The organism is Rhizobium skierniewicense Ch11, from assembly GCF_023757665.1.
GTDB classification, from domain to species: domain Bacteria; phylum Pseudomonadota; class Alphaproteobacteria; order Rhizobiales; family Rhizobiaceae; genus Agrobacterium; species Agrobacterium skierniewicense.
Map to the genome: position 1 here is coordinate 323,701 of NZ_RXPG01000003.1, position 23,800 is coordinate 347,500.

23 protein-coding genes and 1 riboswitch (1 of these 24 cut by a window edge) are annotated in these 23,800 nt (G+C 57.0%); of the genes, 8 read left to right on the forward strand and 15 right to left on the reverse strand.

Going from position 1 to position 23,800, the window contains the following annotated elements:
- Positions 1–2: 2 nt before the first annotated feature.
- The 3 genes from EKM04_RS03085 to EKM04_RS03095 are packed head-to-tail and all read right to left on the reverse strand — an operon-like array spanning position 3 to position 2,368.
- Entirely contained in the window at positions 3–911 is a 909-nt protein-coding gene (locus tag EKM04_RS03085) for an amino acid--[acyl-carrier-protein] ligase (protein ID WP_183896196.1), read from the reverse strand.
- 24 nt (positions 912–935) lie between these two features.
- Positions 936–2,117: an acyl-CoA dehydrogenase family protein gene (locus EKM04_RS03090; protein WP_183896194.1), complete on the reverse strand. Its 1,182-nt coding sequence runs from the start codon at positions 2,115–2,117 to the stop codon at positions 936–938.
- Positions 2,117–2,368: an acyl carrier protein gene (locus EKM04_RS03095; protein WP_174154191.1), complete on the reverse strand. Its 252-nt coding sequence runs from the start codon at positions 2,366–2,368 to the stop codon at positions 2,117–2,119. Before EKM04_RS03095 ends, EKM04_RS03090 begins: the two co-directional genes overlap by 1 nt.
- A 164-nt stretch (positions 2,369–2,532) precedes the next feature.
- Positions 2,533–2,644, forward strand: a riboswitch (TPP riboswitch).
- A 99-nt stretch (positions 2,645–2,743) separates the two neighbouring features.
- Between EKM04_RS03095 and thiC the strand changes: the two genes are divergently transcribed.
- The 6 genes from thiC (at position 2,744) to EKM04_RS03125 (ending at position 7,935) form a co-directional block, all read left to right on the forward strand.
- Positions 2,744–4,567, forward strand: coding sequence for a phosphomethylpyrimidine synthase ThiC (gene thiC / locus EKM04_RS03100; protein WP_174154190.1), 1,824 nt, complete (start codon positions 2,744–2,746; stop codon positions 4,565–4,567).
- A gap of 1 nt (position 4,568) precedes the next feature.
- Positions 4,569–5,564, forward strand: coding sequence for a glycine oxidase ThiO (gene thiO, locus EKM04_RS03105; protein ID WP_183896192.1), 996 nt, complete (start codon positions 4,569–4,571; stop codon positions 5,562–5,564).
- Positions 5,533–5,730 (forward strand): sulfur carrier protein ThiS, encoded by a 198-nt coding sequence (thiS, locus tag EKM04_RS03110; protein WP_174154188.1) that lies wholly within the window; start codon positions 5,533–5,535, stop codon positions 5,728–5,730. Before thiO ends, thiS begins: the two co-directional genes overlap by 32 nt.
- 3 nt (positions 5,731–5,733) lie before the next feature.
- Positions 5,734–6,507 carry a thiazole synthase gene (locus tag EKM04_RS03115; RefSeq protein WP_183896190.1) on the forward strand — a complete coding sequence of 258 codons (774 nt, stop codon included), beginning with the start codon at positions 5,734–5,736 and terminating at the stop codon, positions 6,505–6,507.
- A 64-nt stretch (positions 6,508–6,571) separates the two neighbouring features.
- The gene (locus EKM04_RS03120) at positions 6,572–7,570 is read left to right on the forward strand and encodes a P1 family peptidase (RefSeq protein ID WP_183896188.1); all 999 of its coding nucleotides are present in this window, start codon (positions 6,572–6,574) and stop codon (positions 7,568–7,570) included.
- Positions 7,567–7,935 (forward strand): winged helix-turn-helix domain-containing protein, encoded by a 369-nt coding sequence (locus EKM04_RS03125; protein ID WP_183896186.1) that lies wholly within the window; start codon positions 7,567–7,569, stop codon positions 7,933–7,935. Before EKM04_RS03120 ends, EKM04_RS03125 begins: the two co-directional genes overlap by 4 nt.
- On the opposite strand, the gene modC is transcribed toward EKM04_RS03125, so the two are convergent.
- The 4 genes from modC to EKM04_RS03145 all read right to left on the reverse strand — a co-directional run bounded on the left by modC (position 7,929) and on the right by EKM04_RS03145 (position 12,087).
- The gene (gene modC, locus EKM04_RS03130) at positions 7,929–9,005 is read right to left on the reverse strand and encodes a molybdenum ABC transporter ATP-binding protein (RefSeq protein ID WP_183896184.1); all 1,077 of its coding nucleotides are present in this window, start codon (positions 9,003–9,005) and stop codon (positions 7,929–7,931) included. The genes EKM04_RS03125 and modC overlap by 7 nt on opposite strands.
- A complete protein-coding gene (gene modB / locus EKM04_RS03135) occupies positions 9,002–9,703 on the reverse strand; it encodes a molybdate ABC transporter permease subunit (RefSeq protein ID WP_174154183.1) in 702 nt (233 codons plus the stop codon). The genes modC and modB overlap by 4 nt, the downstream gene beginning before the upstream one ends.
- A 38-nt stretch (positions 9,704–9,741) precedes the next feature.
- A complete protein-coding gene (modA, locus tag EKM04_RS03140; protein ID WP_183896182.1) occupies positions 9,742–10,533 on the reverse strand; it encodes a molybdate ABC transporter substrate-binding protein in 792 nt (263 codons plus the stop codon).
- Positions 10,534–10,803: 270 nt separating this feature from the next.
- Positions 10,804–12,087, reverse strand: a complete 1,284-nt coding sequence (locus EKM04_RS03145; protein WP_183896180.1) for an NAD(P)/FAD-dependent oxidoreductase — start codon at positions 12,085–12,087, stop codon at positions 10,804–10,806.
- A gap of 284 nt (positions 12,088–12,371) precedes the next feature.
- On the opposite strand from EKM04_RS03145, the gene EKM04_RS03150 reads away from it, so the two are divergent.
- A complete protein-coding gene (locus EKM04_RS03150; protein WP_183896178.1) occupies positions 12,372–12,608 on the forward strand; it encodes an Lrp/AsnC ligand binding domain-containing protein in 237 nt (78 codons plus the stop codon).
- Positions 12,609–12,725: 117 nt separating this feature from the next.
- Here the strand turns inward: EKM04_RS03150 and EKM04_RS03155 are convergent, their stop codons facing one another.
- The 3 genes from EKM04_RS03155 to epmA all read right to left on the reverse strand — a co-directional run bounded on the left by EKM04_RS03155 (position 12,726) and on the right by epmA (position 15,410).
- Positions 12,726–12,917 carry a hypothetical protein gene (locus EKM04_RS03155; RefSeq protein ID WP_174154179.1) on the reverse strand — a complete coding sequence of 64 codons (192 nt, stop codon included), beginning with the start codon at positions 12,915–12,917 and terminating at the stop codon, positions 12,726–12,728.
- 379 nt (positions 12,918–13,296) lie between these two features.
- Positions 13,297–14,349 (reverse strand): lysine-2,3-aminomutase-like protein, encoded by a 1,053-nt coding sequence (locus EKM04_RS03160; protein ID WP_183896176.1) that lies wholly within the window; start codon positions 14,347–14,349, stop codon positions 13,297–13,299.
- Positions 14,346–15,410 carry an EF-P lysine aminoacylase EpmA gene (epmA, locus tag EKM04_RS03165; RefSeq protein ID WP_183896174.1) on the reverse strand — a complete coding sequence of 355 codons (1,065 nt, stop codon included), beginning with the start codon at positions 15,408–15,410 and terminating at the stop codon, positions 14,346–14,348. Before epmA ends, EKM04_RS03160 begins: the two co-directional genes overlap by 4 nt.
- A gap of 206 nt (positions 15,411–15,616) precedes the next feature.
- On the opposite strand from epmA, the gene efp reads away from it, so the two are divergent.
- Positions 15,617–16,186, forward strand: a complete 570-nt coding sequence (efp, locus tag EKM04_RS03170; protein WP_174154176.1) for an elongation factor P — start codon at positions 15,617–15,619, stop codon at positions 16,184–16,186.
- A gap of 132 nt (positions 16,187–16,318) precedes the next feature.
- Here efp and EKM04_RS03175 read toward each other — a convergent pair whose 3' ends face one another.
- From EKM04_RS03175 to EKM04_RS03195, 5 genes are all read right to left on the reverse strand, one after another.
- Positions 16,319–17,770 (reverse strand): efflux transporter outer membrane subunit, encoded by a 1,452-nt coding sequence (locus EKM04_RS03175; protein ID WP_183896172.1) that lies wholly within the window; start codon positions 17,768–17,770, stop codon positions 16,319–16,321.
- A 141-nt stretch (positions 17,771–17,911) separates the two neighbouring features.
- The gene (locus EKM04_RS03180) at positions 17,912–21,001 is read right to left on the reverse strand and encodes an efflux RND transporter permease subunit (protein WP_183896170.1); all 3,090 of its coding nucleotides are present in this window, start codon (positions 20,999–21,001) and stop codon (positions 17,912–17,914) included.
- A 43-nt stretch (positions 21,002–21,044) separates the two neighbouring features.
- Complete coding sequence (locus EKM04_RS03185) at positions 21,045–22,259, reverse strand: efflux RND transporter periplasmic adaptor subunit (protein ID WP_183896168.1); 1,215 nt, start codon at positions 22,257–22,259, stop codon at positions 21,045–21,047.
- Positions 22,260–22,393: 134 nt separating this feature from the next.
- Positions 22,394–23,050, reverse strand: coding sequence for a TetR/AcrR family transcriptional regulator (locus EKM04_RS03190; protein ID WP_234900356.1), 657 nt, complete (start codon positions 23,048–23,050; stop codon positions 22,394–22,396).
- 2 nt (positions 23,051–23,052) lie between these two features.
- Positions 23,053–23,800: the 3' portion of a phosphoribosylaminoimidazolesuccinocarboxamide synthase gene (locus EKM04_RS03195; RefSeq protein ID WP_183896166.1), read on the reverse strand. Its footprint extends 203 nt past the window's final position; only the last 748 of its 951 coding nucleotides appear in the window; the start codon falls outside the window, past its right edge — the gene reads right to left on this strand; its stop codon occupies positions 23,053–23,055.

Sequence of the window (23,800 nt, forward strand, 5' to 3'; positions counted from 1 at the left end):
CCTCAGCCCCAAAGTGCGTCCCGCACCGACTGCGGCCATAGCTCGACATCCAGCCCATGTTTTGAAAACAGTGCCAATGCGATGCGCTCCAGCCCGAAGCCGACGCATGCGGTGTGCGCAACCGTGCCATCTGCAAGGTTGAGGCCCCACTTCGCCCCAAAGGCGTCCTGATGGTAGTTGAAGCTCATGCAGGCCGTTTGATTGGTCGTGGATGTGACCGGCATCAGCAGTTCGAATTTCAGGTTCTGGTCGCGCTGATTGTTGGCCAGCATCTTTCCAGCGCGCCCGAAGAACGGGTCGTTGGCAATCTCAAGCTTCACATCAAGGCCGATCTTTTCCATCATCTCGACGCCACGATCCATCCATAGCTGGCGGAACTCCGTGACGTCGCTTTCGGTGCCCATGCGGACATATTCGCGCATGCGGAAAAGCTGCTGGCGGGCCGGATCCTTGGAGGGTTCATGGCGGAAGCAGTAGGACTGTATGTCGTAGAGACCACCATTCTCCGGAAGGTTTCCACGTTTTGCAATCGTCGGATAAAGCGGGTAGCAGGCCGCAGGCGTCAGCACGATGTCGGTAATCTTCTGGTCTTTTGTCCAGTCTGCGCCCTCATCCATGCTCTTGATCAGGCTGACGTGGTCCAGCTCGCAACCGCAAAAGGAATGGACGGTGCCAGCCAATTGCGGAAAGCTTTTCATGTAACCGCTTTTTTCGAAGTAAGCGCGGTTGATGCCGGGCGGGAAGCGGATGACTTCGGCCTTGTCAGCACCGCCGACTGTGCCGATCAGGCGCTCAAAGCCGGAAATGACATCCTCGAACTGTCCGCTGCGGCCATAAAGGCCATCAACGCCGGTATCGATCAGCAGGCCTTTGTCAAACAGGCGATCCAGAAACGTATTTTGCATGTCCATGGTGTGATCCTGAAAGGCCAGAGTTTATATTGAAAGACTGGTGTCCTGCTTCTGCACGAGCAGGAGATTGGCGGAATTGCTCAAGATTCTGTCGTTGGAGATCATCAGTTGCGCCGAGTGGACGTCGCGCAGGTGGCGACCGAGGCTGTAGGGCGTCCCGTTTTTGTAGCCCATGATGCCGCAGATCAGCATGGCGTGATTGACGATCTCGAGAATGGTCTCCGACGAGCAAATCTTGACGTTGTTCATGGCGATGGCGAACCCCATCGACATCAGCTTGTCGGGATCCGACTTGGTACTTTCATAGGCCTTGAGGCCGGCGATAACATTCGATTTGACAGTCTGCAGTTTGCTCGACACCTCTGCCAGACGGATAGCGCCCGGTGGGGCGACACCCGGTGATTTTCGTGCGGCGGAACGAACGAAGGCCTGTGCCCGCAAGACCGCGTCAGAGGCAATGCCGTACCAGACGCCACTCCACAAAAGATGCGATGTGGCCAGCATGGATTGCGCGGCGATTTCAGCAAAAGGCTTGGAGAAAATCTGCTCCGAGGGTGCTTTGCCCTTGAACAGGAAACCATCGGAGCAGGTGCCACGCATGCCCAGCGTGTCCCAGATATGGGTCCGCTCCAACGTGTACTGGTCTTTCAGGAAAACCGTCATGACCTGATCCGCGGGTGCAGCCGCTGCATTGGCGCGTGAGGTGATGAGAATGGCATCGGCGTGCGTGCCATAAGAAATGACGGTCGCGTCTTTTTCCAGCGTACACCAGGGACCGTCGACTTCGATGGCACAGATGGAATTGCGCATGTTGCCGCCAATGCCGCCTTCTGTCGTGGCGGACGCCAAAAGCAACTGCTCGGCGGCGACACGGCGCATGAAAGCCATGTGCCATTTGCTGCCTTCGCCATGTTCCACCAGGCTCGATGCCTTGATGTGATGCATGGCGAATATCATCGCGGTTGCAGAACAGGATTGGCCGAGGATGCAGCAAATATCGGCGATTTGCGCGATGCTGGCACTCTCTCCGCCGAGGTCAAGAGGTACCTGTATCCCCAAAAGACGTTCGGCGCGCAGGGCGTCGATGGCCTCTATCGGAAATCGTCCGGCGGTATCAACGTCGTCGGCATGCCGTGCCGCGATGGTCGCAACGCGCGAGGCGCGCGCCGTCAACGTGGCATCAGGCGGGGCGACCGACATGTTCATCAGGCTGCCTCTTTGCCATCGAGAATGGTTTTGACCGTGTCTTCTATGGACTTGATACTGGCGAAGGACTTGCGGTTGAGCATACTGTCTGGAAACTCGATATCGAATGCATCTTCGATGCCGAGCATCAGTTGAACGGACGCGAAAGAAGAAAGCCCGGCGGCGTAAAGGTCAGCCTCGTCTTCGATTGTATCGACCGGCACGGGGAGTTGACCAAATTTCGACAGTATTTCACGAATAGTTGAATTCATTCTCAGGTGTCTCCCTTTACGCCGCGTCATCATAGCGCATTCTTCGAGTTAAGCTCGAAAAAATAACATTCGAATAAATGGATAGGTTAACTTAGCGTAATTTTCCGCTTTTCAACAGTCTCCAGAGATGGCTTGACAAAATTGTGTGTCGGGTCTCTGATTGCGTCATTCACCAGGGGGGTCCCGTCAAGGGGCTGAGATACTGCTATCGCGCGCAGTGACCCTATGAACCTGATCCAGTTCATACTGGCGTAGGGACGGTGCAAACGCGGGAACAGCAGTTCGGTCGTGCCGAATTGGTCATATCCGTCCCGTGGTTTTTCGTCTTCATGCTCGAACTGGGTCTCCACTGTTTTTTTGCTTTGGAGCCTCACGATGAACATTGCCGCTAAAAATCTCTCTCCTGTCGTCACCACAGGTCCTTTGCCCGCTTCGACCAAGGTCTACAAGCCGGGCATCATTCACCCCCATATCCGCGTTCCCATGCGCGAAATCGCCGTACACCCCACGGCGGGAGAGCCACCTGTTACGGTCTACGATTCCTCCGGTCCCTATACCGATCCATCCCACGCCATCAGCATCGAAAGCGGTCTGCCCCGCCTGCGACACGACTGGGTCGTCGCGCGGGGCGATGTGGAGGCTTATGAGGGTCGTCACGTCAAACCAGAGGATAACGGCTTTGCCACCGGCGAACGTTTGACGCCGGAGTTTTCTCATCGTCATCAGCCATTGAAGGCCAGGGATGGCAAGGCGGTGACGCAGCTTGCCTATGCAAGGGCAGGAATCATCACGGCTGAGATGGAATACATCGCCATTCGCGAGAACATCGGACGGGAGGCGGCGAAGGACACGCTGGTGCGTGATGGCGAGAGTTTTGGAGCAAATATTCCAGATTTCGTCACCGCAGAATTTGTGCGCCAAGAAGTGGCGGCGGGCAGGGCAATCATCCCCGCCAACATCAACCACCCCGAGGCAGAGCCGATGATCATCGGGCGCAATTTCCTCGTCAAGATCAATGCCAATATCGGCAATTCGGCGGTTACGTCTTCCATGGCGGACGAGGTCGACAAGATGGTATGGGCCATCAGGTGGGGTGGCGATACGGTCATGGACCTGTCCACCGGGCGCAACATTCACAATATCCGCGAATGGATCATCCGCAATTCACCGGTGCCGATCGGCACTGTGCCGCTCTATCAGGCGCTGGAAAAGGTGGGCGGCATTGCGGAAGACCTGAACTGGGACGTGTTCCGCGATACGCTGATCGAGCAGGCCGAGCAGGGCGTGGACTATTTCACCATCCACGCAGGCGTGCGGCTGCATTACATCCCTCTGACCGTCAACCGCGTCACCGGCATCGTCTCGCGTGGCGGCTCAATCATGGCCAAGTGGTGTCTGCATCACCACAAGGAATCGTTTCTCTACGAGCATTTCGACGAAATCTGTGACATCTGCCGCGCTTACGACGTGTCGTTTTCGCTGGGGGATGGGCTGCGGCCCGGCTCTATTGCCGACGCAAACGATGCCGCACAATTTGCCGAGCTGGAAACGCTGGGCGAGTTGACGCAGATCGCTTGGGCGAAAGATTGCCAGGTGATGATCGAAGGCCCCGGCCATGTGCCGATGCACAAGATCAAGGAAAATATGGACAAGCAGCTGAAGGTCTGTGGCGAAGCGCCCTTCTATACGCTTGGGCCGCTGACAACCGACATCGCGCCCGGCTATGACCACATCACCTCCGGCATCGGGGCGGCGATGATCGGCTGGTTCGGCACAGCCATGCTGTGTTACGTCACGCCGAAGGAGCATCTTGGTCTGCCGGATCGCAACGATGTGAAAGTCGGGGTCATCACCTACAAGATCGCGGCCCATGCGGCCGATCTCGCCAAGGGTCATCCGGCAGCGCAGGTGCGTGACGATGCCTTGTCTCGCGCCCGTTTCGAGTTTCGTTGGGAGGACCAGTTCAACCTGTCGCTCGACCCGGAAACGGCGCGCTCCTTCCACGACGAGACCTTGCCGAAGGAAGCCCATAAGGTTGCCCATTTCTGCTCCATGTGCGGGCCGAAATTCTGCTCCATGCGCATTTCGCACGACATCCGTGCCGAAGCGCAGAAGGAAGGTCTGGAGGCCATGGCACAAAAATTCCAGCAGGGCGGCGACCTGTATATGCCCCTGGAAAAGCCGGTCGCAGGAGAATGAGATGCGGGTTCTCGTCAAAGGCGCAGGCGTCGTCGGTCTGACGGCTGCCTTCGAACTCGCCCGTCGTGGCATGGAGGTTGAAGTCTGCGAAACTTCAAGCGAACCGGGGCGCGGTGCGTCCTGGTATGCGGGCGGCATGCTGGCGCCGTGGTGCGAACGTGAAAACGCCGCGGAAACCGTGCTGACGCTTGGCCAATTGGCGCTTGACTGGTGGGATGAGGCGACGCCAGGGCTGGTGACGCGCAACGGAACGCTGGTCGTGGCTTCTGCGCGGGACAAAGCGGAGCTTTCCCGTTTTGCCTCCCGCACCACGGGGTATCGCTGGGTGGGTGAGGGCGAGATTGCCGCGTTGGAGCCTGATCTTGCAGGACGGTTCCGCACCGGCCTGTTCTTTGCTGGGGAGGGCCATCTTGATCCGCGGTTGGCTCTCGCTGCGCTTTACCAACGCCTCCTTTCCATGGGCGTTCGCTTCTGTCTTGGTGAGGGGACGGCGGATGACGCGACATTTGATCGTGTTGTCGATTGCACCGGCCATGCGCAAACCGGCAAGCTTTCCGGACTTCGTGGCGTGCGCGGCGAGATGCTGTATCTGGAAACGCATGAGGTCAGCCTGTCGCGTCCCGTGCGGCTGCTTCATCCGCGGATTCCGCTCTACATCGTGCCGCGAGAATCGGGGCGGTTCATGGTGGGGGCAACGATGATCGAGACGGATCAGGCAGGGCCGATCACGGCTCGCTCCATGATGGAGCTGCTGAATGCGGCTTACGCGCTCCACCCCGCTTTTGGCGAAGCGCAGATTGTCGAGACCGGCACCGGCATCCGCCCGGCATTTGCTAACAATCTTCCATGTGTCGCCGAAAAGGGCGGCACGCTTTTCATCAACGGTGCCCATCGGCACGGATTTCTGCTGTCTCCCGCCATGGCGCGACAGGCCGCCGAGATTGTCTTTTCAAAGGAGGTTTCCCATGCGGGTTGTCGTCAACGGGCAAGAGCATGATCTTGCCACAGCTACCCTCTCCCAGCTTCTGGCCGTGCTGGATTATGAAGGCGATTGGCTCGCGACAGCGGTCAACGGCGATCTCGTCCATGCTGAGGATCGGAGTGAATGTCGGTTGAAGGAATTAGACAGGATCGAAGTTCTGTCACCCATGCAGGGAGGATAGGTGATGTTGAAACTCTATGATCTTGAGGTCGGATCAAGGCTGCTTCTTGGTACCGCGCGCTATCCGTCGCCAGCGATTCTCGCAGATGCAGTGCGGGCAGCCAAGACGGATATTCTAACGATTTCGCTGCGACGGGAAATGGCAGGCGGCAGGCAGGGCGGGCAGTTCTTCGAGCTGATCCGTGAGCTGGACCGACAGATTCTGCCCAACACGGCCGGTTGCCATACCGCCAAGGAGGCCGTGCTGACGGCAAAAATGGCGCGGGAGGTGTTCAGGACCAACTGGGTCAAGTTGGAGGTGATCGGCAATCACGATACGCTTCAGCCGGATGTCTTTGCACTGGTGGAGGCTGCGCGCATTCTGAATGATGAGGGTTTCGAGGTGTTTCCCTATACGACCGATGACCTGGTGGTGGCGGAAAAGCTTGTGGATGCCGGATGCAAGGTGCTGATGCCTTGGTGCGCACCGATTGGCAGCGCCATGGGGCCGCTCAATATTACAGCACTGCGCTCCATGCGGGCACATTTTTCCGATGTACCGATGATCGTCGATGCCGGTCTTGGGCGGCCATCCCATGCCGCAACCGTCATGGAGCTTGGCTATGACGCGGTGTTGCTCAACACGGCGGTAGCTGGTGCCGGAAATCCCGTCATCATGGCCGGTGCCTTTGCGAAGGCGGTCACGGCAGGGCGCGAGGCCTATCTTGCCGGCATGCTGGAGCCACGCGACATGGCGGTGCCTTCGACACCCGTTATCGGCACGGCAGTGTTTTCCTGAACCGTTGACAAGAGCGAGCGGCGGCGGGATACCGGCAGGAACGAGCCTCAAGAGGTACCCAGACGTGCACAATCTGCTGACCGATATCGAAGGTGTGGCTGTTGGCCATGCCACCGATCTTCAACTCGGATCGGGTGTCACTGCCATCGTCTTCGACCGACCGGCGATTGCCTCCGGTTCTGTTCTCGGTGGTGCGCCGGGTGGTCGGGAGACGGCGTTGCTTGACCCGTCCATGACGGTGGATATGGTGGATGCGCTCGTCCTGTCCGGCGGCTCTGCCTTTGGGCTGGATGCCGCGGGCGGCGTGCAATCGGGGCTTCGCGAAACGGGTCGTGGTTTCGCCGTGGGGTCGACACGCGTTCCCATCGTGCCGCAGGCCATTCTGATGGATTTGCTGAACGGGGGAAACAAGGATTGGGGCCTGCATTCGCCCTATCGCGACATGGGTTATGACGCATTCAAGGCTGCGACCTCTCAGCCCTTTGCGCTGGGTAGCGTGGGCGCTGGCACCGGTGCGACCACGGCGACCTTCAAGGGCGGGCTGGGGTCTGCCAGTGCTGTAACGTCGGGCGGTCATAAGGTTGGAGCGATTGTCGCCGTCAACGCGATGGGATCCGCGACGGTGGGAACCAGCCGACATTTCTGGGCCGCCCCTTACGAGCGCGACGGGGAATTCGGCGGGCTCGGTTTGCCGCAGCAGTTCTCAGCTACCGATACGGCCATGCGCATCAAAGGCGTGACGCTTATTGCGACGACCATCGGCGCGGTGGTGACGGATGCAGTGCTGACGAAAGCACAAGCACATCGGCTTTCGATCATGGCGCATGGTGGACTGGCCCGTGCCATTCTGCCGTCTCATCTTGCGGGTGATGGCGACACGATGTTTGCCGCTGCCATGTGCAGCAAGCCCATGAGCACCGCGAGTGACTTTACCGAGCTCTGCCATCTGGCAGGCATGGTGGTCAGCCGGGCCATTGCGCGTGGTGTCCACGAGGCCACGGCTCTCCCGCATGACGGCGCGCAAAAAGCGTGGCGGGATCACTTCGCCGGAGTGGCCGCGTGAAAGACGAGGCGGGGAAAGAGCGACTGAAAACGGTTTTGCGGATCGATTTTCCGCCCGCTGACAGGTTGGGACGCGGTAAGATCCAGCTGATGGAGTTTATCGTCTCCACCGGCTCCATCTCTGCTGCCGGACGCGCGATGGACATGTCCTATCGCCGTGCCTGGCTTTTGGTGGATGCCCTGAACCATATGTTCAACGAACCGGTGATCGAATCGCAGCGCGGCGGAAGTCAGGGTGGTGGCGCCGCGTTGACGGACTTCGGCCGCGCGTTGCTCGATCGTTATCGCGGTATGGAGCAACGTCTGGACGATGCCCTGAGAGCCGATCTCGATTGGCTCGAATTCCATCGCAGGCAAGATCAGTAGGGATCGAGTGCTGCCGATTTGATGACGGCAAAGATCGGCATTTCCGGCGTCAAGGCGAGCCGTTCGACGGACATCCGCGTGATGCGCGACAAGATGATGTCGCTGTTGCAATTCACATGCACCATTGCCATCCCATCATCCAACAGGACGATATCTGCGATACGCCCTTTCAGAATGTTGAGTGCGCTCAAACCTTCCGGCTTGACCGTCGCCAGCATCACATCGCGGGCCGGAATATGAACGCGAACCGGGTGCCCGACTTTGGCCGATATTGAGGGCACATGCAGAACCAGTCCCCTCAGCCTGATCGTGGCAAGGCCATGCGCGCCATCGAAGGCGTCTACGCTGCCCGACAGAATGCTGCCGATCTCACGCCGCTCCAGGTAAGCGTTGAAAGCCGGGCGCGACAGGATTTCCGCTGCCGGGCCAGCGGCGTCGATCCGGCCGTCTTTCATGACGACGATCTGATCGGCGAGGCGCGATACCTCTGCGACGGAGTGGCTGACATAGATGATCGGTATCTTCGTTTCATCACGAAGCCTTTCAAGATAGGGAATGATCTCGGCCTTGCGTGCCTCATCCAGTGCTGCCAGAGGCTCGTCCATCAAAAGAAGACGCGGCGACGACAAAAGGGCACGCCCGATCGCCACGCGCTGCTTTTCACCGCCCGACAGCTTTTCCGGGCGCCTTTTCAGCAGTGCTCCGATGCCAAGCATATCGATAATACCCGCGCTGTCTGCCTCCACACTGGTCTTGCCGGAGAACCACCGGCCATAGTGCAGGTTTTGCTCGACGGTGAGATGCGGAAACAGGCGCGCCTCCTGAAAGACAGTGCCGAAACGCCGTTTGTGGCATGGCGTAAACACGCGGTTGGCGCTGTCTGCCAGCACGGTATCATCGAGCTTCAATACGGCTTGGTCCGGTCTGGTCAATCCGGCGATGATGCGGATCAGCGAAGTCTTGCCGGAGCCGGAGCGACCGAACAGTGCGGTCACACCTTTGCCAGCGGTGAGATCGGCATCCAGCGTAAAGGCGTCCAGCCGGTGTTGGACCGTGAGCGTCAGCGTCATTGTGCATTCACCCTGTTACCGACGATACGCGCCAGATATTCCGACGCCAGCAAGGCAACCATGGAAATGGCGATTGCAACCAGTGTCAGCCGCATCGCACCCGCATCACCGCCCGGAACCTGCGTGAAGGTGTAGATTGCCGCCGATAGGGTCTGTGTTTCTCCTGGAATGTTCGAAACGAAGGTGATCGTTGCACCAAACTCCCCCATGGCCTTGGCAAAAGCGAGGATCATGCCTGCGATGATGCCGGGCAGAGTCAGCGGCAATGTTACGGTGAGAAAGACCCAAAGGGGGCTTGCACCCAGAGTGCCCGCCGCTTCCTCCAGTTTGCGATCAACGGCTTCGATCGACAGACGGATGGAGCGCACCATCAACGGAAAGGCCATGATGGCGCAGGCGAGTGCCGCCCCCGTCCAGCGAAATGAAAAGACGATACCGAAATACTGATCGAGAAATTGGCCGATCACGCCGCGACGTCCGAACGTGACGAGGAGAATGAAGCCGGTCACGACCGGCGGCAGGATGAGAGGGAGGTGGACGATGCCGTTGAGCAGCGATTTGCCCCAGAACTGGCCACGCGCCAGCGCCAGGGCAATCAGGATGCCCAGGGGAAGGCTGGCAAACATGGCGATGCTGGAAACCCAAAGGCTCAACCGTATCGCCGTCCATTCTTCCGCACTGAGAGTGAGCCAATCCAATTTGCCATTCCTGTCGATAGAATCGTGAAAGTCCGACCTTACTTCAGAATGGTAAACCCCTGCTTTTCAAAGAAAGGGGCAGCCTTCGCCGATTTCAGGAATTCGAGATAGGCAGTTGCCGCGAGGCTTTTGGTATTCGAGAGAATGGCAACCGGATAGATGATCGGCTCATGGCTGTCCTGCGGGAAGGTGCCGACGATCGTGACGCCTTTGTCGGCGGCGGCATCTGTCTGGTAGACGATGCCGTAGGGCGCTTCACCGCGGGAGACGAGGACAAGCGCTGCACGCACGCTTTCCGCGCCAGCAACCCTGCTTTCTACAGATGACCAGACGCCAAGCTTTTCCAACGCGGCCTTGCCATATTTTCCAGCTGGAACACTATCCACTGCGCCCATGGCCAGCTTGCCGTCACCCACCAGCGTTGCAAGATCAAAACCCTGCTTGATCTCGACAGGCTTTGCCTTATCGGCAGGCGCAACCAGCACCAGACGGTTGCCCAGCAGGTTGGTGCGAGTGTCGTCTTTGATCAGCTTTTTTCCGGCGACATAATCCATCCAGGCCAGATCGGCCGAAATGAACAGATCGGCCGGCGCACCCGCTTCGATCTGTTTGGCCAGAGCAGAACTCGCGGCATAGGAAACGGTGGCTTCGTTCCCGGTTTCCTTGGCCCATGCGCCGTTTGCCTCATCAAGCGCGTTCTTCATGCTGGCGGCGGCAAAAACAGTGACCTTGTCCTGCGCAAAAACCGGTGCAGACAGGCCAATGCCCGCCACCACAGAGCCGATAACTGCCGCAAGAATGGTTCTGATAAGACGACGACGAATTTCCATACCCTTTGCCCCTTTAGTAAAATATCCAAACGAATATATCGAAACTGTTTAGAGATACGGCTTTATATTTTCAAGGATATAACGGTAGATGACGGCCACGTGGTGGCGATTGCTACATCGAAGACCGGAAAAGCGGAACATTTCGTTTGGGCAATCAGAGCAACTTTGCCGCTGGCTGCTATCCGACTCCTGAACCAAAATCTCAATGTGCTCGGTCTGTCCTGTACCGCAACAGACTACGGCTCTCGACAGGGCCTGAGCAGCGGATGTTTAAATCCGCTCGCCTGCGAAATGCGCGATCTGTGCCCCTGCTTCGTAATAGGCTTCTCTCAATGCAAGCACAGTACGGGCTTGTGGTGTGCTAATGGGTAAGGGCAGGTCGTCTTCTGCTATATCGCCCGCTACATGCGCGGCCAGCGTTTTGCCGAAGACTGTTCCCGGTGCGATGCCGCGACCGTTGTAGCCACAGAAGCCGACAACATTTTTTGCGAATTTGTGGAAGCGTGGCACCGAATCGTCCGTCATGCCGATCTGGCCGTACCACTCGCATTCAAATTCGATCTCACCCAGCTGTGGGAAGAGACGCTTCATAGCGCGCTTGGCCCATGCGGGGTGAATATGAGCGCCGGTGTTGCGCAACGCTCCGACGCTGCCGAATACGAGGCGCCCTGCCTTGTCCATGCGAAAGGAGGAGAGGATTTCGTTCGTGTCCCAACAGCCTTCACGGTTCGGCAGGATCGTTTGTCGAAGATTATCGCCCAAGGGTTTGGTCGCGACATTGAAATAGGGGAGGTAGACCTGCTCTTCGCGGACCATTTTCCACGGGCCTGTGCTGTAAGCCTCTGTTGCGACGATGACCCAATCGGCGCGAACCGAGCCGCTTTCTGTTGTTACCACCCAGCCGTCACCATCCGGCTGGCTATCGATAACGGGGCTTGCGGTATAGATTGTGGCACCAGCGGTCTGCGCCGCCTTCGCCAGACCCCTGACATAGGCAAGCGGCTGTAACGTGCCCGCACGCTCATCCAGCAATGCGCCGCTATAGGCAGATGAGCCGACGCGGCTGGCCGTTTCCTGTGCATCCAGAATGCGTACCGGCGCACCACGTGCAGCCCACTGGGCGCATCGTTCGCGAATTTCGGCGAGCCCCTTGTCGCCCACGGCGACATGAAGCGTGCCGTGCTTTTCAAGCTGGCATTCAATCCCGTGCTTTTCGATGATCTCGCGCACGAGGAAAGGAGCATTGCCGAGAAGGTCGAGGAGACGTTCGCCATAAACAGGACCGAGCACGTTGGGCAGTTCCTTGGGCATGACCCACATGCCGCCATTGATCAAACCGACATTGCGGCCAGCGCCCCCAAAGCCGATCTCCTTGCCTTCCAAAACGATGGCCTTGATGCCGCGCTCAGCCAGATGCAGAGCCGCGGAAAGACCGGTAAAACCCGCGCCGACAACGACGACATTCGTCGTCTCATGACCTACGAGCGATGTGGTGAGTGGTGGAGGTGGCGCTGTTTTTTCCCAAAGGCCGTGAGAGCGTGGATCATTGTACATTGAGGTCACCCAAGGATGCGGAAGCAATGTGTGCCGTTCTTCGGCCGTGCCGATCCTTCACACATATCGGTCAGCTTAATCCTGCCCGGTACAGGAGACTACCGACATATCGTCATCATGTCATGCCGGGCGGGAATATGGTCGCCCTATCTGTCCTCGGTCATGACAGGTTGGTTGGACGGCGAGGAAACAGGCTTGAAACAGATGCTCAGCTCGGACAATAGTGCAGCATAGCGCAAGGCGGTCTGCCATGCGTGCTTTCAATTCGTGACGGGAAACACATCATGAAGCCCATTTTCGTTCAGCTTCAATGCACGCCCGGCAAGACCTATAACGTTGCCGATGCCATCTATAAAACGGAGCTCGTATCCGAGCTGTATTCGACGAGCGGAGAATATGATCTTCTCTTGAAGATTTATCTTTCGACCGACGAGGATGTTGGCAAATTCATCAATGAAAACATCGTCAATATTCCAGGTATCGTTCGGTCTTTGACGACGCTGACGTTCACGGCATTCTGATTGTCAGTCTTGAAGGCACAAAAGGCGTCGTCTCTTTTGAGGCAACACCTTTTGACTGATCTCACAGACCTGAACACGACAACAATCTTGGCCACTCAAGCGCATGGGCAACTGTTTTTAGACAAGGGCTGCGACGTTGCGATCGCGCACAAGGTTGCGAATGGCAAGCCGTACATCATCGGCGCTGTCGAAGCGCTGTTCGTCTAGGTCGTGAACGTGATACTTCACAGCAATGAACTTCAGACGGTTGTTGTCCGGGACAACGATCCCAACCGGTTCACCAGCGAATTCAATAACTTGCTTTTGCATCATACATACTCCCACTGTGGCTTGGCACACAGCATTTCGTCGAATCGAATTTGAAGAAAGATGGACCGTCAGGTCACATTCGACAGCAGCGGGAACACATGGATGTGTATCCGGCACTCACAAACCGCTCGTCAAGGATTGCGGCAATGCGTTTCATATTTGACATGTCACTCTCCCTGCTTGGTATGGATCCGGAGGACTGGAGACAACCTTCTCCAGCAGACTCACTGATACTCCAGATTCGCGGCGTAATCAATGATTTTCAATATAGGTAGAATATTTTTCTTTATGATGACAGGATGGGGGCGGAATTGTGAAATTTTTGTTTCTTTGCCCAGATGCGGACGAGCCGTTGATATGCCGCTCTTATTAGCGGCATCTATTCCGCCGATGGCGGGTAGATGTGATCGTTGCCGTTGAAATCGGAAATGGAATAGCAACCCTCTGGCTGTTTCGCTGCCGCATTCTGACCTATGACGGCTTTTCCATGGCCGCCGGGAATATCCAGCACATAGGTCGGCTGACACAGACCGGAGATATATCCGCGCATGGCCGCTATGATTCGCTGGCCGTCCTCAATATTCATCCGGAAGTGGCTGGTGCCTGGGGCAAGGTCAGGATGGTGGAGATAATAGGGTTTAACCCGCGTCTCCACGAAAGCGCGCATGAGATCGGCGAGGATGTCAGGGGCGTCATTGATACCTTTCAACAGAACCGACTGGCTGACCATTGCGATGCCAGCGTCAATCAGTCTTGCACATGCGGCCCGCGCTTCCTGGGTCAGCTCGCGGGGGTGGTTGGCATGGAGTGCGATGTAGGTCGTCTTGCCGCTGGACTTCAGAGCTTCAATCAGTTGCGTTTCGATGTGGCCGGGATCGACAACCGGCACGCGTGTGTGAAACCGCACGATTTTGACATGCGCGATTGCCTTCAGGCCCTCCATGATGGCTGTCAGACGCCGTGGCGAGAGCACGAGCGGATCGCCGCCCGTCAAGATGACCTCCCAGATTTCTTCATGGTCCCTGATGTAGGCGAGGGCCGTTGACAGCTCGTCGGCGCCCATCGTGCCGTTGCCCTGTGGGCCAACCATTTCCCGGCGGAAGCAGAAGCGACAATAGACCGGGCATACGTGCACGGCCTTCAAGAGGACACGGTCGGGATAGCGGTGGACGATACCGGGAACGGGACTATGCGCTTCGTCGCTGATGGGGTCAGCCCGCTCTTCCGGCGTTTGCAGCAGTTCTGCCTCACTTGGCAGGAACTGTAACCCGATCGGGTCGCTGGCATCGTTTCCATCGATGAGACCGGCCATAGCAGGCGTGACAGCCACCGCGTACCTCTCGGTGACGCGACGAACGCTTTCCAGTCTGCTTTCATCGATGAGACCCGCGTCTACCAGGTCTTCCGGCGATTTCAGGCTGCGGACGGTCATGATCCGTAACCTGCGACAGGTGCCCACATGACCAGATCGATGCGTGGTGCGCCGGTGGCCAGCATCACCAGGCGATCGAAACCGAGCGCAATGCCACTTGCCGCAGGCATGACGGCAAGTGCGGCGAGAAAGTCGTTGTCGATCGGGTAGGTTTCACCATAGACGCGCTGCTTTTCTGTCATTTCGATCTCGAAACGACGGCGCTGCTCGGCTGCATCGGTCAGTTCACCGAAGGCATTGGCCAATTCCACCCCGCAGGCATAGAGTTCAAAGCGTTCCGCAACGCGTCCATCTCCGGGAGAGCGACGGGCAAGGGCCGCTTCGCTGGTGGGATATTCGTCCAGAATGGTGGCGCGCCCAAAGCCCAGCTTTGGCTCCACCCGTTCCACGATGACGCGGCTGAACATATCGGCCCAGCTGTCGTCACTCGCTACACGAATTCCGGCCTTGTTGAGCTGGCGAGCAAGGTGATCCCGGTCCGTTTCACCGTTTTTGTCGATGGTCGCCAGTAGATCGATGCTGCCGTAACGCTGAAAAGCCTCAGCGACACTCAGTCGCTCAGGTTCCAGAAACGGATCGACACTGTGGCCGCCATAGGTGAAGCTTGTCGTCTTCATCGTCTCGGCAGCCAGAGCCAGCAGATCAGCACTGTCGCGCATCAGGGTCTCGTAAGTCTCGCCGACGCGGTACCACTCCAGCATCGTGAATTCAGGATGGTGTAAAGGGCCGCGCTCTCTGTTGCGGTAGACATGCGCGAAACAACTGATCCGCCTTTCCCCCGCAGCCAGCAGTTTCTTGCACGCAAATTCCGGGGATGTGTGCAGATAAAGCGGAGCATGCTCACCGCTTGTGGTTATTCCGGTTGTCGCGAAGGCATGGAGATGCGCCTCGTTGCCCGGAGAGATCTGTAGCGTGGCCGTGTCGACCTCCAGAAAGTCGTCGTCTGCAAAAAAGCGACGGATGGCTGCCTGGATAGCGTTTCTTCCCAAAAGAAAGGGGCGGCGATCCTGATGCACATCGGGCGTCCACCAGGCGGACGTTGTGTGAAGGTTTGAGCCCATCTGCTGCTTTCTTTGCGATGCCAACTGTGCCGTAGTATCGAATTATCCGAAATCCGTGGCACAGTTTTCTGTTCGATGCGGTTGGAGGCTGGCAATTCCTGCGGATTTAAGGTAGGTGCGCCCCATAAAACATAAAAAACGTCCATCGGGTCGATGCAGCCGCGCGGTCCTTTACGACGCATTTCATTGAGTTACAAGGAAATCCTATGGTCAAGGTTATCGCCTCATCCGTGCGCAAGGGCAATGTTATCGACGTCGATGGCAAGCTCTATGTCGTTCTCACCGCCAACAACTTCCATCCCGGCAAGGGTACGCCCGTGACGCAGGTCGATATGCGTCGCATCTCGGATGGCGTGAAGGTTTCGGAACGCTGGCGCACGACCGAGCAGGTCGAGCGGGCATTTGTCGAAGACTTGAACTTCCAGTTCTTGTACGAAGACGGTGAAGGTTTCCACTTCATGAACCCAGAGAACTACGACCAGGTCGTCGTGGATTCCGAGACCATGGGCGACCAGAAGGCCTATCTCCAGGAAGGCATGACCTGCGTGTTGTCGATCCACGAGGGTCTGCCGCTGGCAGTTATTCTTCCCCGTCATGTCACACTTGAGATCATGGAAACCGAACCGGTCGTGAAGGGCCAGACGGCATCGTCGTCCTACAAGCCTGCGATCCTGTCCAACGGCATCCGCACGATGGTGCCGCCCCACATCGACGCCGGTATCCGTGTTGTTGTCGCGACCGAAGACAATTCCTATGTCGAGCGCGCTAAGAGCTGATCTTCGCAGCCAGTCCTGTTTGAGAAAAGCCTCGGAGTGATCCGAGGCTTTTTTCGTTGTCCGCACTGCGCACAAAAAATCCCGCAACTTTCGTTGCGGGATGGATGTCCGGATCAATCGTGGATCGCCGGTTTACATGCCCTTGGGCGTGTTGGCCGCCATGATGGTGTTGGACGCCTTTGTCGGGGCGCCGACGGCATAGCCGCCACCCAGTGCAACGCTCAGCCGCACATAGTCCTGCGCGGTTGTCTGAACGGCTGTCGCAAGGTTGGCCTGTGCCGTGGACACCTGACGCTGCGCATCGAGAACGTCGAGCAGCGAGGACGCACCATCACGGTAGCTTGCTGTCGCGAGCGACAGGGCTTCTTCATAGGACTTGACGGTTCTGCGCAGCGCATCTTCTGTCTGCTTGTCGCGGTTGACCGCAGCAAGTGCGTTCTCAACCTCTTCCATGCCGTTCAGCACGGTTTCCTTCCATGCCAGGTACTGCTCGCGAGCGGCAGATTTGGCAATGTCCACATTCGCACGCAGGCTGCCACCATCAAGGATTGGCAGCACGAGACTTGGACCGAAGGACCAGGAGTTCGATGTTCCGCGCGAACCGTTGTTGGAAAGGTTCACGTAGCTTGGCGAAATCGAGCCACTGATCGTGATGCTTGGATACAAGCGCGATTCGGCAACACCAATCTCCGCGACAGCCGCGGCCAGATTGCGTTCAGCCACACGGATGTCAGGACGGTTGCGGATCAGGTCGGCTGGAATACCTGTCAGCGGCGCCTTACGAGCGACTGGCTGACGTGCACCGCGCTGCAATTCGACGACCAGCGACGATGCCGGCATGCCCAGTAGCGTTGCAATACGATGCGCCGCTTGACGGAAGCTTGTTTCCAGGCCCGGCATGTCCGCAAGTGTCGAGTTGACCAGACCTTCTGACTGAACGACATCGAGACGAGACGCTGCACCGGCTTCAAGCTGAAGCTTGGTCAGGTCGAGCGTTTCTCGGCGTGACTTCAGGTTGGCGCGGGCAATTGCCAGTCGCTCCTGATAGAAACGAACGTCGATATAGGCGGAAACCACGGATGAAATCAACGTCAAGCGCTGAACGTCGGCCGTGGAATAGGCGGCATCGAGGGACGCTCCGGCGCTTTCCTTGGCGCGGCGGTATTGGCCGAAGAGATCCAGCAGCCATGATGCATCAAGCGCGCCGCCTGAGACGTTCTGAACGGAGGAGCTATTCGACGGGAAGCTGCCTTTCGTCTGCGATGTCGTGTGACTGCCAGAGCCGGTCAGGCTTGGAAGAGCGCCTGCACCCGCAACGGTGATCTGGGACTGGGCCTGATTGATGCGCTCGATGGCCTGAAGAACTGTCAGGTTCTGCGCCAGACCTGTCTCGACATAGCCGTTAAGGCGGCTGTCGTTAAACGCGTTCCACCACGCAACTGTCGCAACGTCACCATTGCTGGTCTTTCCGCCTTCAGCGAATTTGACGGGAAGCTGCGCTTCTGGAGCCTTATGGTCGGGACCGACAACGCAACCGGAAAGCAGAAGCATCGTGAGAGGAATGGTAACACGAATAGACGGCATGAAATTATCCCAATTTAATTTGGCGCATTGAGCACCTCAGTCGAAACGAGCGACGCACTGCTGTGGGCTGAAAAGATGCGGTTCACAATTGCCAACATTTCTAACAGCGTCTTGCGGTTTTGCTAGCATGTTTTTGGTTTGTTAACGTTTAGATAGGCCCCGAATCATGACGAAAAACGATGGAATGAAGAAAATTCCGAGGAGTGTTGCAGAAAGCATACCACCGAGAACGCCGATACCGATCGCATTCTGCGCCGCAGAGCCTGCGCCGCTGGCAATGGCCAAGGGAACAACACCCAGGATGAAAGCGAGGGAGGTCATGATGATGGGACGCAATCTGAGCTTTGCAGCCTCAAGTGTGGCGTCCAGAAGACTCAAGCCGTGCTCCTGCCGTTCCTTGGCAAACTCCACAATCAGGATCGCGTTTTTCGCCGCAAGGCCGATCGTCGTCAGAAGACCAACCTTGAAGTACACGTCGTTCGACTGTCCGAAGAAGTGCGCTGCAGCCAAGGCGCCGAGGACACCGACGGGGACAGCCATGATGACGGAAAACGGGATCGACCAGCTTTCATAGAGCGCCGAAAGGCACAGGAAGACGATCAGAACCGAGAGCGCATAAAGCAAGGGTGCCTGCGATCCGGAGAGACGTTCCTGAAAGGACAATCCAGTCCAGGCGACTGAGTACCCGCCGTCCATCTGGGAAACGATGCGTTCCACCTCGTTCATCGCATCACCAGAGCTTACGCCTGGAGGTGCGGCGCCTTCGAGGGAGAAGGCGTTGGCCGCGTTGTATGCAGAGACGGATGGCAAACCGTTCACCCATTTTGCGGTCGTGAATGACGTGAAGGGTACCATCTCGTTGCCCGAATTTCGGGCGTTCCAGTATTTCAGGTCTTCGGCCTGCATGCGGTATGGCGCATCAGACTGCACGTAAACCTTCTTGATCTTGTTGTTGAGCGTGAAGTCATTGACACGGCTGCCGGCAAAGATCGTGGTCAGCATGGAGTTCACTTCCGAGGTGCTGAGGCCCATCGCCCCAAGCTTTTCCTGGTCCAACTCGAGCTTCACCTGACTTTCCTGATCGCGGTCATTGGCACGCATTGCGGTGATCATACCGCTTGAGTTTGCAGCCTGGATGAGTTGCTTTGATGCGCTGACAAGGGCGTCACCTCCCCGGTTTCCACTGTCCACCAGATACATGGAAAAGCCACTGGAGTTGCCAAGGCCCTGAATGGCCGGTGGGAGAATGGGGAAGACCTGTGCTTCGCGGAAGGTCATGAACGTTCCCATCGCGCGCTGGACAACTGCCGAGGCCGCCGTATTCGGGTCCGTTCGCTGATCGAAATCTTTCAGCTTTGCAAAGACGAGGGCATAGCTTTGTCCACTGCCGGTAAAGCTGAAGCCGTTCACGGCAAAGATACTGTCGATGACGTCTTTTTCCTTGTCGAGATAGTAGTTCTCAACTTTTTCGACGACCTTTGCGGTTTGTGCACTGGTCGAACCGTTGGGCAGCTGAATGATCGTCATCAACACGCCCTGGTCTTCCTGTGGCAGGAAGGATGAAGGCAAGCGGGAGAAGAACCAAGCACATCCTCCCACGACGATTGCGAACATCAAAAGCACACGCAACGGCCGCTTCAGAAGATAGGCGATCGAGCTGACATATCCCGTGGTGGTCCGGTCAAAGTTACGGTTGAACCACGCACCAGGGCCACGGGTCTTCTTTTTATGATCGATGGGCTTCAACATCGTTGCGCAAAGCGCCGGCGTCAGAACGATGGCTACGACAGCAGACAGCAGCATTGCCGAGACGATGGTGACGGAAAACTGACGATAGATGATGCCCGTCGATCCGCCGAAGAAGGCCATGGGAATGAAGACCGCTGTCAGAACCAGCGCAATACCGACGATGGCACCGGTGATTTCGCCCATGGATTTCTCGGTGGCTTCCAGCGGGCTCAAACCCTCCTCCGACATGATGCGCTCGACGTTTTCAACAACAACGATCGCATCGTCGACGAGGAGACCGATGGCAAGAACCATCGCAAACATCGTGAGCGTGTTGATCGAGTATCCAGTGAGCGCCAAGATGCCGAAGGTGCCGAGAAGTACAACGGGAACCGCAATCATCGGAATGAATGTGGCACGCAGGTTCTGAAGGAAGACCAACAGCACGACGAAGACCAGTACGATGGCTTCGATCAGCGTGTGCACGACTTTTTCGATCGAAAGTGAAACGAACGGTGTCGTATCATAGGGGTATATGACTTTGACGTTCTGCGGCAGGGTTGGAGCGACTTGCTCCAGTTTTGCCTTGACCAGAGCGGCTGTGTCGAGCGCGTTGGCACCCGTTGCCAGGTTGACGGCGAAACCGGAGGCAGGCTGGCGGTTCGAACGTGAGGTCGAAGCGTAGGTTTCCTGACCGATCTCAACGCGCGCAACGTCACTCAGCCGCACATTGGCCGCTGTATTGTCGACCTTGAGAATGATGCGCTCAAAATCGGAAACGGTCGTCAGCTGGCTTTGTGCGGTCATCGTGACGTTGATCTGCTGACCTTCCACCGAAGGCAATCCGCCCACCGAACCAACGGAAACCTGCGTATTCTGCGACTGAATGGCTCCCGTGACATCCGCTGGCGTCAGCTGGAATTTCTTCAGCTTGAAAGGGTCGAGCCAGATGCGCATCGCGTAAGCCGAACCAAAGGCGTTGATATTGCCGACGCCCTCGATGCGTTTCACCTGATCTTCGATCTGGGTGGAGAATATGTCGCCCAGATCGGCCGACGAACGCTTTCCATCCGTGGAAACCAGGGCGCCCACCAAAAGGATACTCGACGTCGACTTTGTCACTTCGATGCCGAGATCCTGAACGACGGATGGCAATTGCGAGGTGACGAGTTGGAGTTTGTTCTGAACCTGCACCTGGGCAATATCGCTGTTGACGCTATTGTCGAATGTCAGAGTGATGCTTGCCGATCCGGTGGTCGATGACGAGTTCATATAGGTCAGCCCATCGAGGCCGGTCATACCGTCTTCAATGATCTGCGTAACGGTTTTTCGCACAGTATCGGCACTCGCGCCAGTATAACTTGCGCTGATGCGGATCGTCGGTGGAGCAATTTCCGGATATTGGGAAATCGACAAGGTGCTGATAGCCAGCACGCCGCCCAACATGATGACGATGGAGATGACCCAAGCAAAGATCGGTCGCCGAATGAAAAATTTTGACATATCTAGTTCCTGATCACGATGTTGCCGAGCATGTCTTCAGACATCATGATTTCGGCGCGGGAGCTGGCGCGGCCTGAGCGCCCGACTTTTCAATGATAGATCCCTTTTCATCGATTTCGACCGGTATGGGATTGACGGCGGCATTGTCGGTTATCCATTGAAACCCGTCCGCAATCAGCTTGTCGCCATCCGCAACATTCTCCGTAACAAGCCAGTTGTTTCCGGACAGCTGGCTGGACGGGAAGGTTCTGGTCTCGACCTTGTTGTCTGCCGTCACGAATTTTGCGGTCAACTCGCCATTGGCGTTTCGGCTGGCTGCCCGTTGGGGAATGAGGTAGCCGATTTCCTTGCCAATGGTGATTGTGGCGCGAACATACATTCCTGGAAGAATGGTGTTGTCGGGATTTTCAAACAGGGTGCGTATGGACACTGTGCCCGTTGTCGTGCTGACGGCCATTTCCGACATGTCGAGTTTGCCGACGCCGGGATATTCCGACCCGTCTTCAAGCGTCAAGCGAATGTCTGTCGTCTCGCTGTTGTCGCTTCGCTCCAGCTTTCCAGCCTTGATCGCAGACTGCAAACGAAGAAGGTTCACACTGGATTCGTTGAGCTGGATGTAGATGGGATTAATCTGGCGAAGCGTGGTCAGGGAATCGGTCTGGCTCGCGGTGACGACGTTTCCGATCGAGAAATTCGTGGCGGATGTCACGCCGTCAAAGGGAGCGCGCACATCAGTCAAGGACAGGTTGATCTGCGCCGTCTGCAAAGTGGCACGTGCTTCTGCAACAGAGGCCCTTGCCTGGAGCAAAGTCGTGCGCGCATCTTCGAATTCTTTTTGAGACGCGCCACTATTGGCGAGGCGCTCATAGCGCTGCAAATTCGCTTCGGCTGCGGGAACGCTGACTTCAGCACGCTCCAGGGCGGCCTGCGCTTCGGCGAAAGCGGCCTGATACGTATCGTCATCGATCTTGTACAAGACGTCGCCCGATTTCACGAAGCCGCCTTCCTTGAAGGCGATCTGTTTGATGATCCCGCTGACACGTGGACGAATAGCGGCGATCTGGAAAGCTTCAGCGCGACCGGACAACAATGTCGTCAGCGGGTAGTCGCTCTTTTTCATGGAGATGACGCTGACTGGCGCAGGCGGGCGCTGCGCACCTTGTGCCGGAGCCTGCTTTGTATCTTCGCTATCGCTGCAGCCGGCAACAACGCCCGCCATGAGCAAGATGGTGAATAGAGGAGCGAGACGGCTTTTCATCGTTTTTCTCATGTTCAACGGTCGCAATTCAGTGCTGCTGTGACGGGGCCTGAGCGTTTTGCTCCGGCGGGTTCAATCGGCGGGCAGATCGTCAGGACGGCATTTCAGGAACAGGTGACGTATATGTGTTATCGTCACTTAGCAATCCCATACCGCAGTGCACAATCTATCAGTCGCGCCAGTTCCTGACTTCGTGTTGCTAAAATGTCGACTTCCTCATGGGCGATCAGCGCGGGATGCAGGACGCTTATCAATGCCATGAGTGCTGTACGTGCCGAGGTGTCCACGTCTGTCTGCGCATAGATCCCCCCCGCTATTCCATCTTTGATAATGGCGGCCAGAAGGTTTGTGATAACATTCTCATAATACTGGCCGCACGCAAGTTCTCTTTTGGCCGTCATCAGAATCATTTCGAAGATGTAGGGATTGTCGTTCAGATCGCGACGGTGGTTCTCCATCAGGCTGCGCGCCAGATGGCTCAATCTTTCGAACGGTGAATGCGTCCCGTCGAGCGGGTCCAGCTTCTGTTCCAGCAAACGGATTTGCTGGAGGAAAATGGCGTCGACAAGCGCATTCTTAGAGTGAAAATGCTTGAACACGTTGGCAGGCGACATGTTGAGCGCAGCGGCGATGTCGGCGATGGAGACCGACCCGAAACCGCGCGCACGGAAAAGCCGTTCCGTCATGGCCAGAATATCGCGACGGGTTTCTTCGGCGGAACGACGCTGGCGCTGCCTGGGCACGCCTGTTTCGTCTTTTTTCGATGAGATCTGTCCGGATACTTTTGTCAAAATCACGCTCCCTGGAAAAACGGCTCCAGATTTTTTCGTACTCTATCAAACACTGTTGCTTCACGATCGTCAGCCCGAAAGACGTCTCCGGTGATACGTTCGAAGGCTTCGATATACACTTTGGATGTCTGGATCACGAGGTCCTCGGGAATCTCGGGAATTTCATCCTTATAGGGATCGCAGCGCTCGGCCACCCAGGAACGAACGAAATCCTTGTCGAAACTGTAGGGGCGGGTGCCGCTCGTAAAAGCTTGCTCGTAGCTATCGGCCATCCAATAGCGGCTGCTATCTGGCGTATGGATTTCGTCAGCAAGGATGATCTTGCCATCTTCGTCTGTGCCGAATTCATACTTTGTGTCTACCAGGATGAGGCCTCGCTTGGCCGCGAGGTCCTGCCCACGCTTGAACAAGGCCAGCGCATATGTGGAAAGCGTTTCCCATTGCTGCTGCGTCAGCAATCCCTTTTCGATGATTTCGGCGGGCGTGAGTGGCTCATCATGGCCGCCATCGAACTCTTTGCTGGTCGGCGTAATGATCGGTTCGGGTAGCACCTGGTTGTCTTTCATTCCTTCAGGAAAGGAGACGCCATACATCTGTCGCTCGCCGTTCTTATAGAGTGTCAGAATAGAGGTTCCCGTTGTTCCGGCAAGATAACCACGCACGACGATTTCGACCGGCAGAATATCCAGACGCCGGCCAATCACGACATTCGGATCGGGATAGGAGACAACATGGTTCGGACAAATGTCT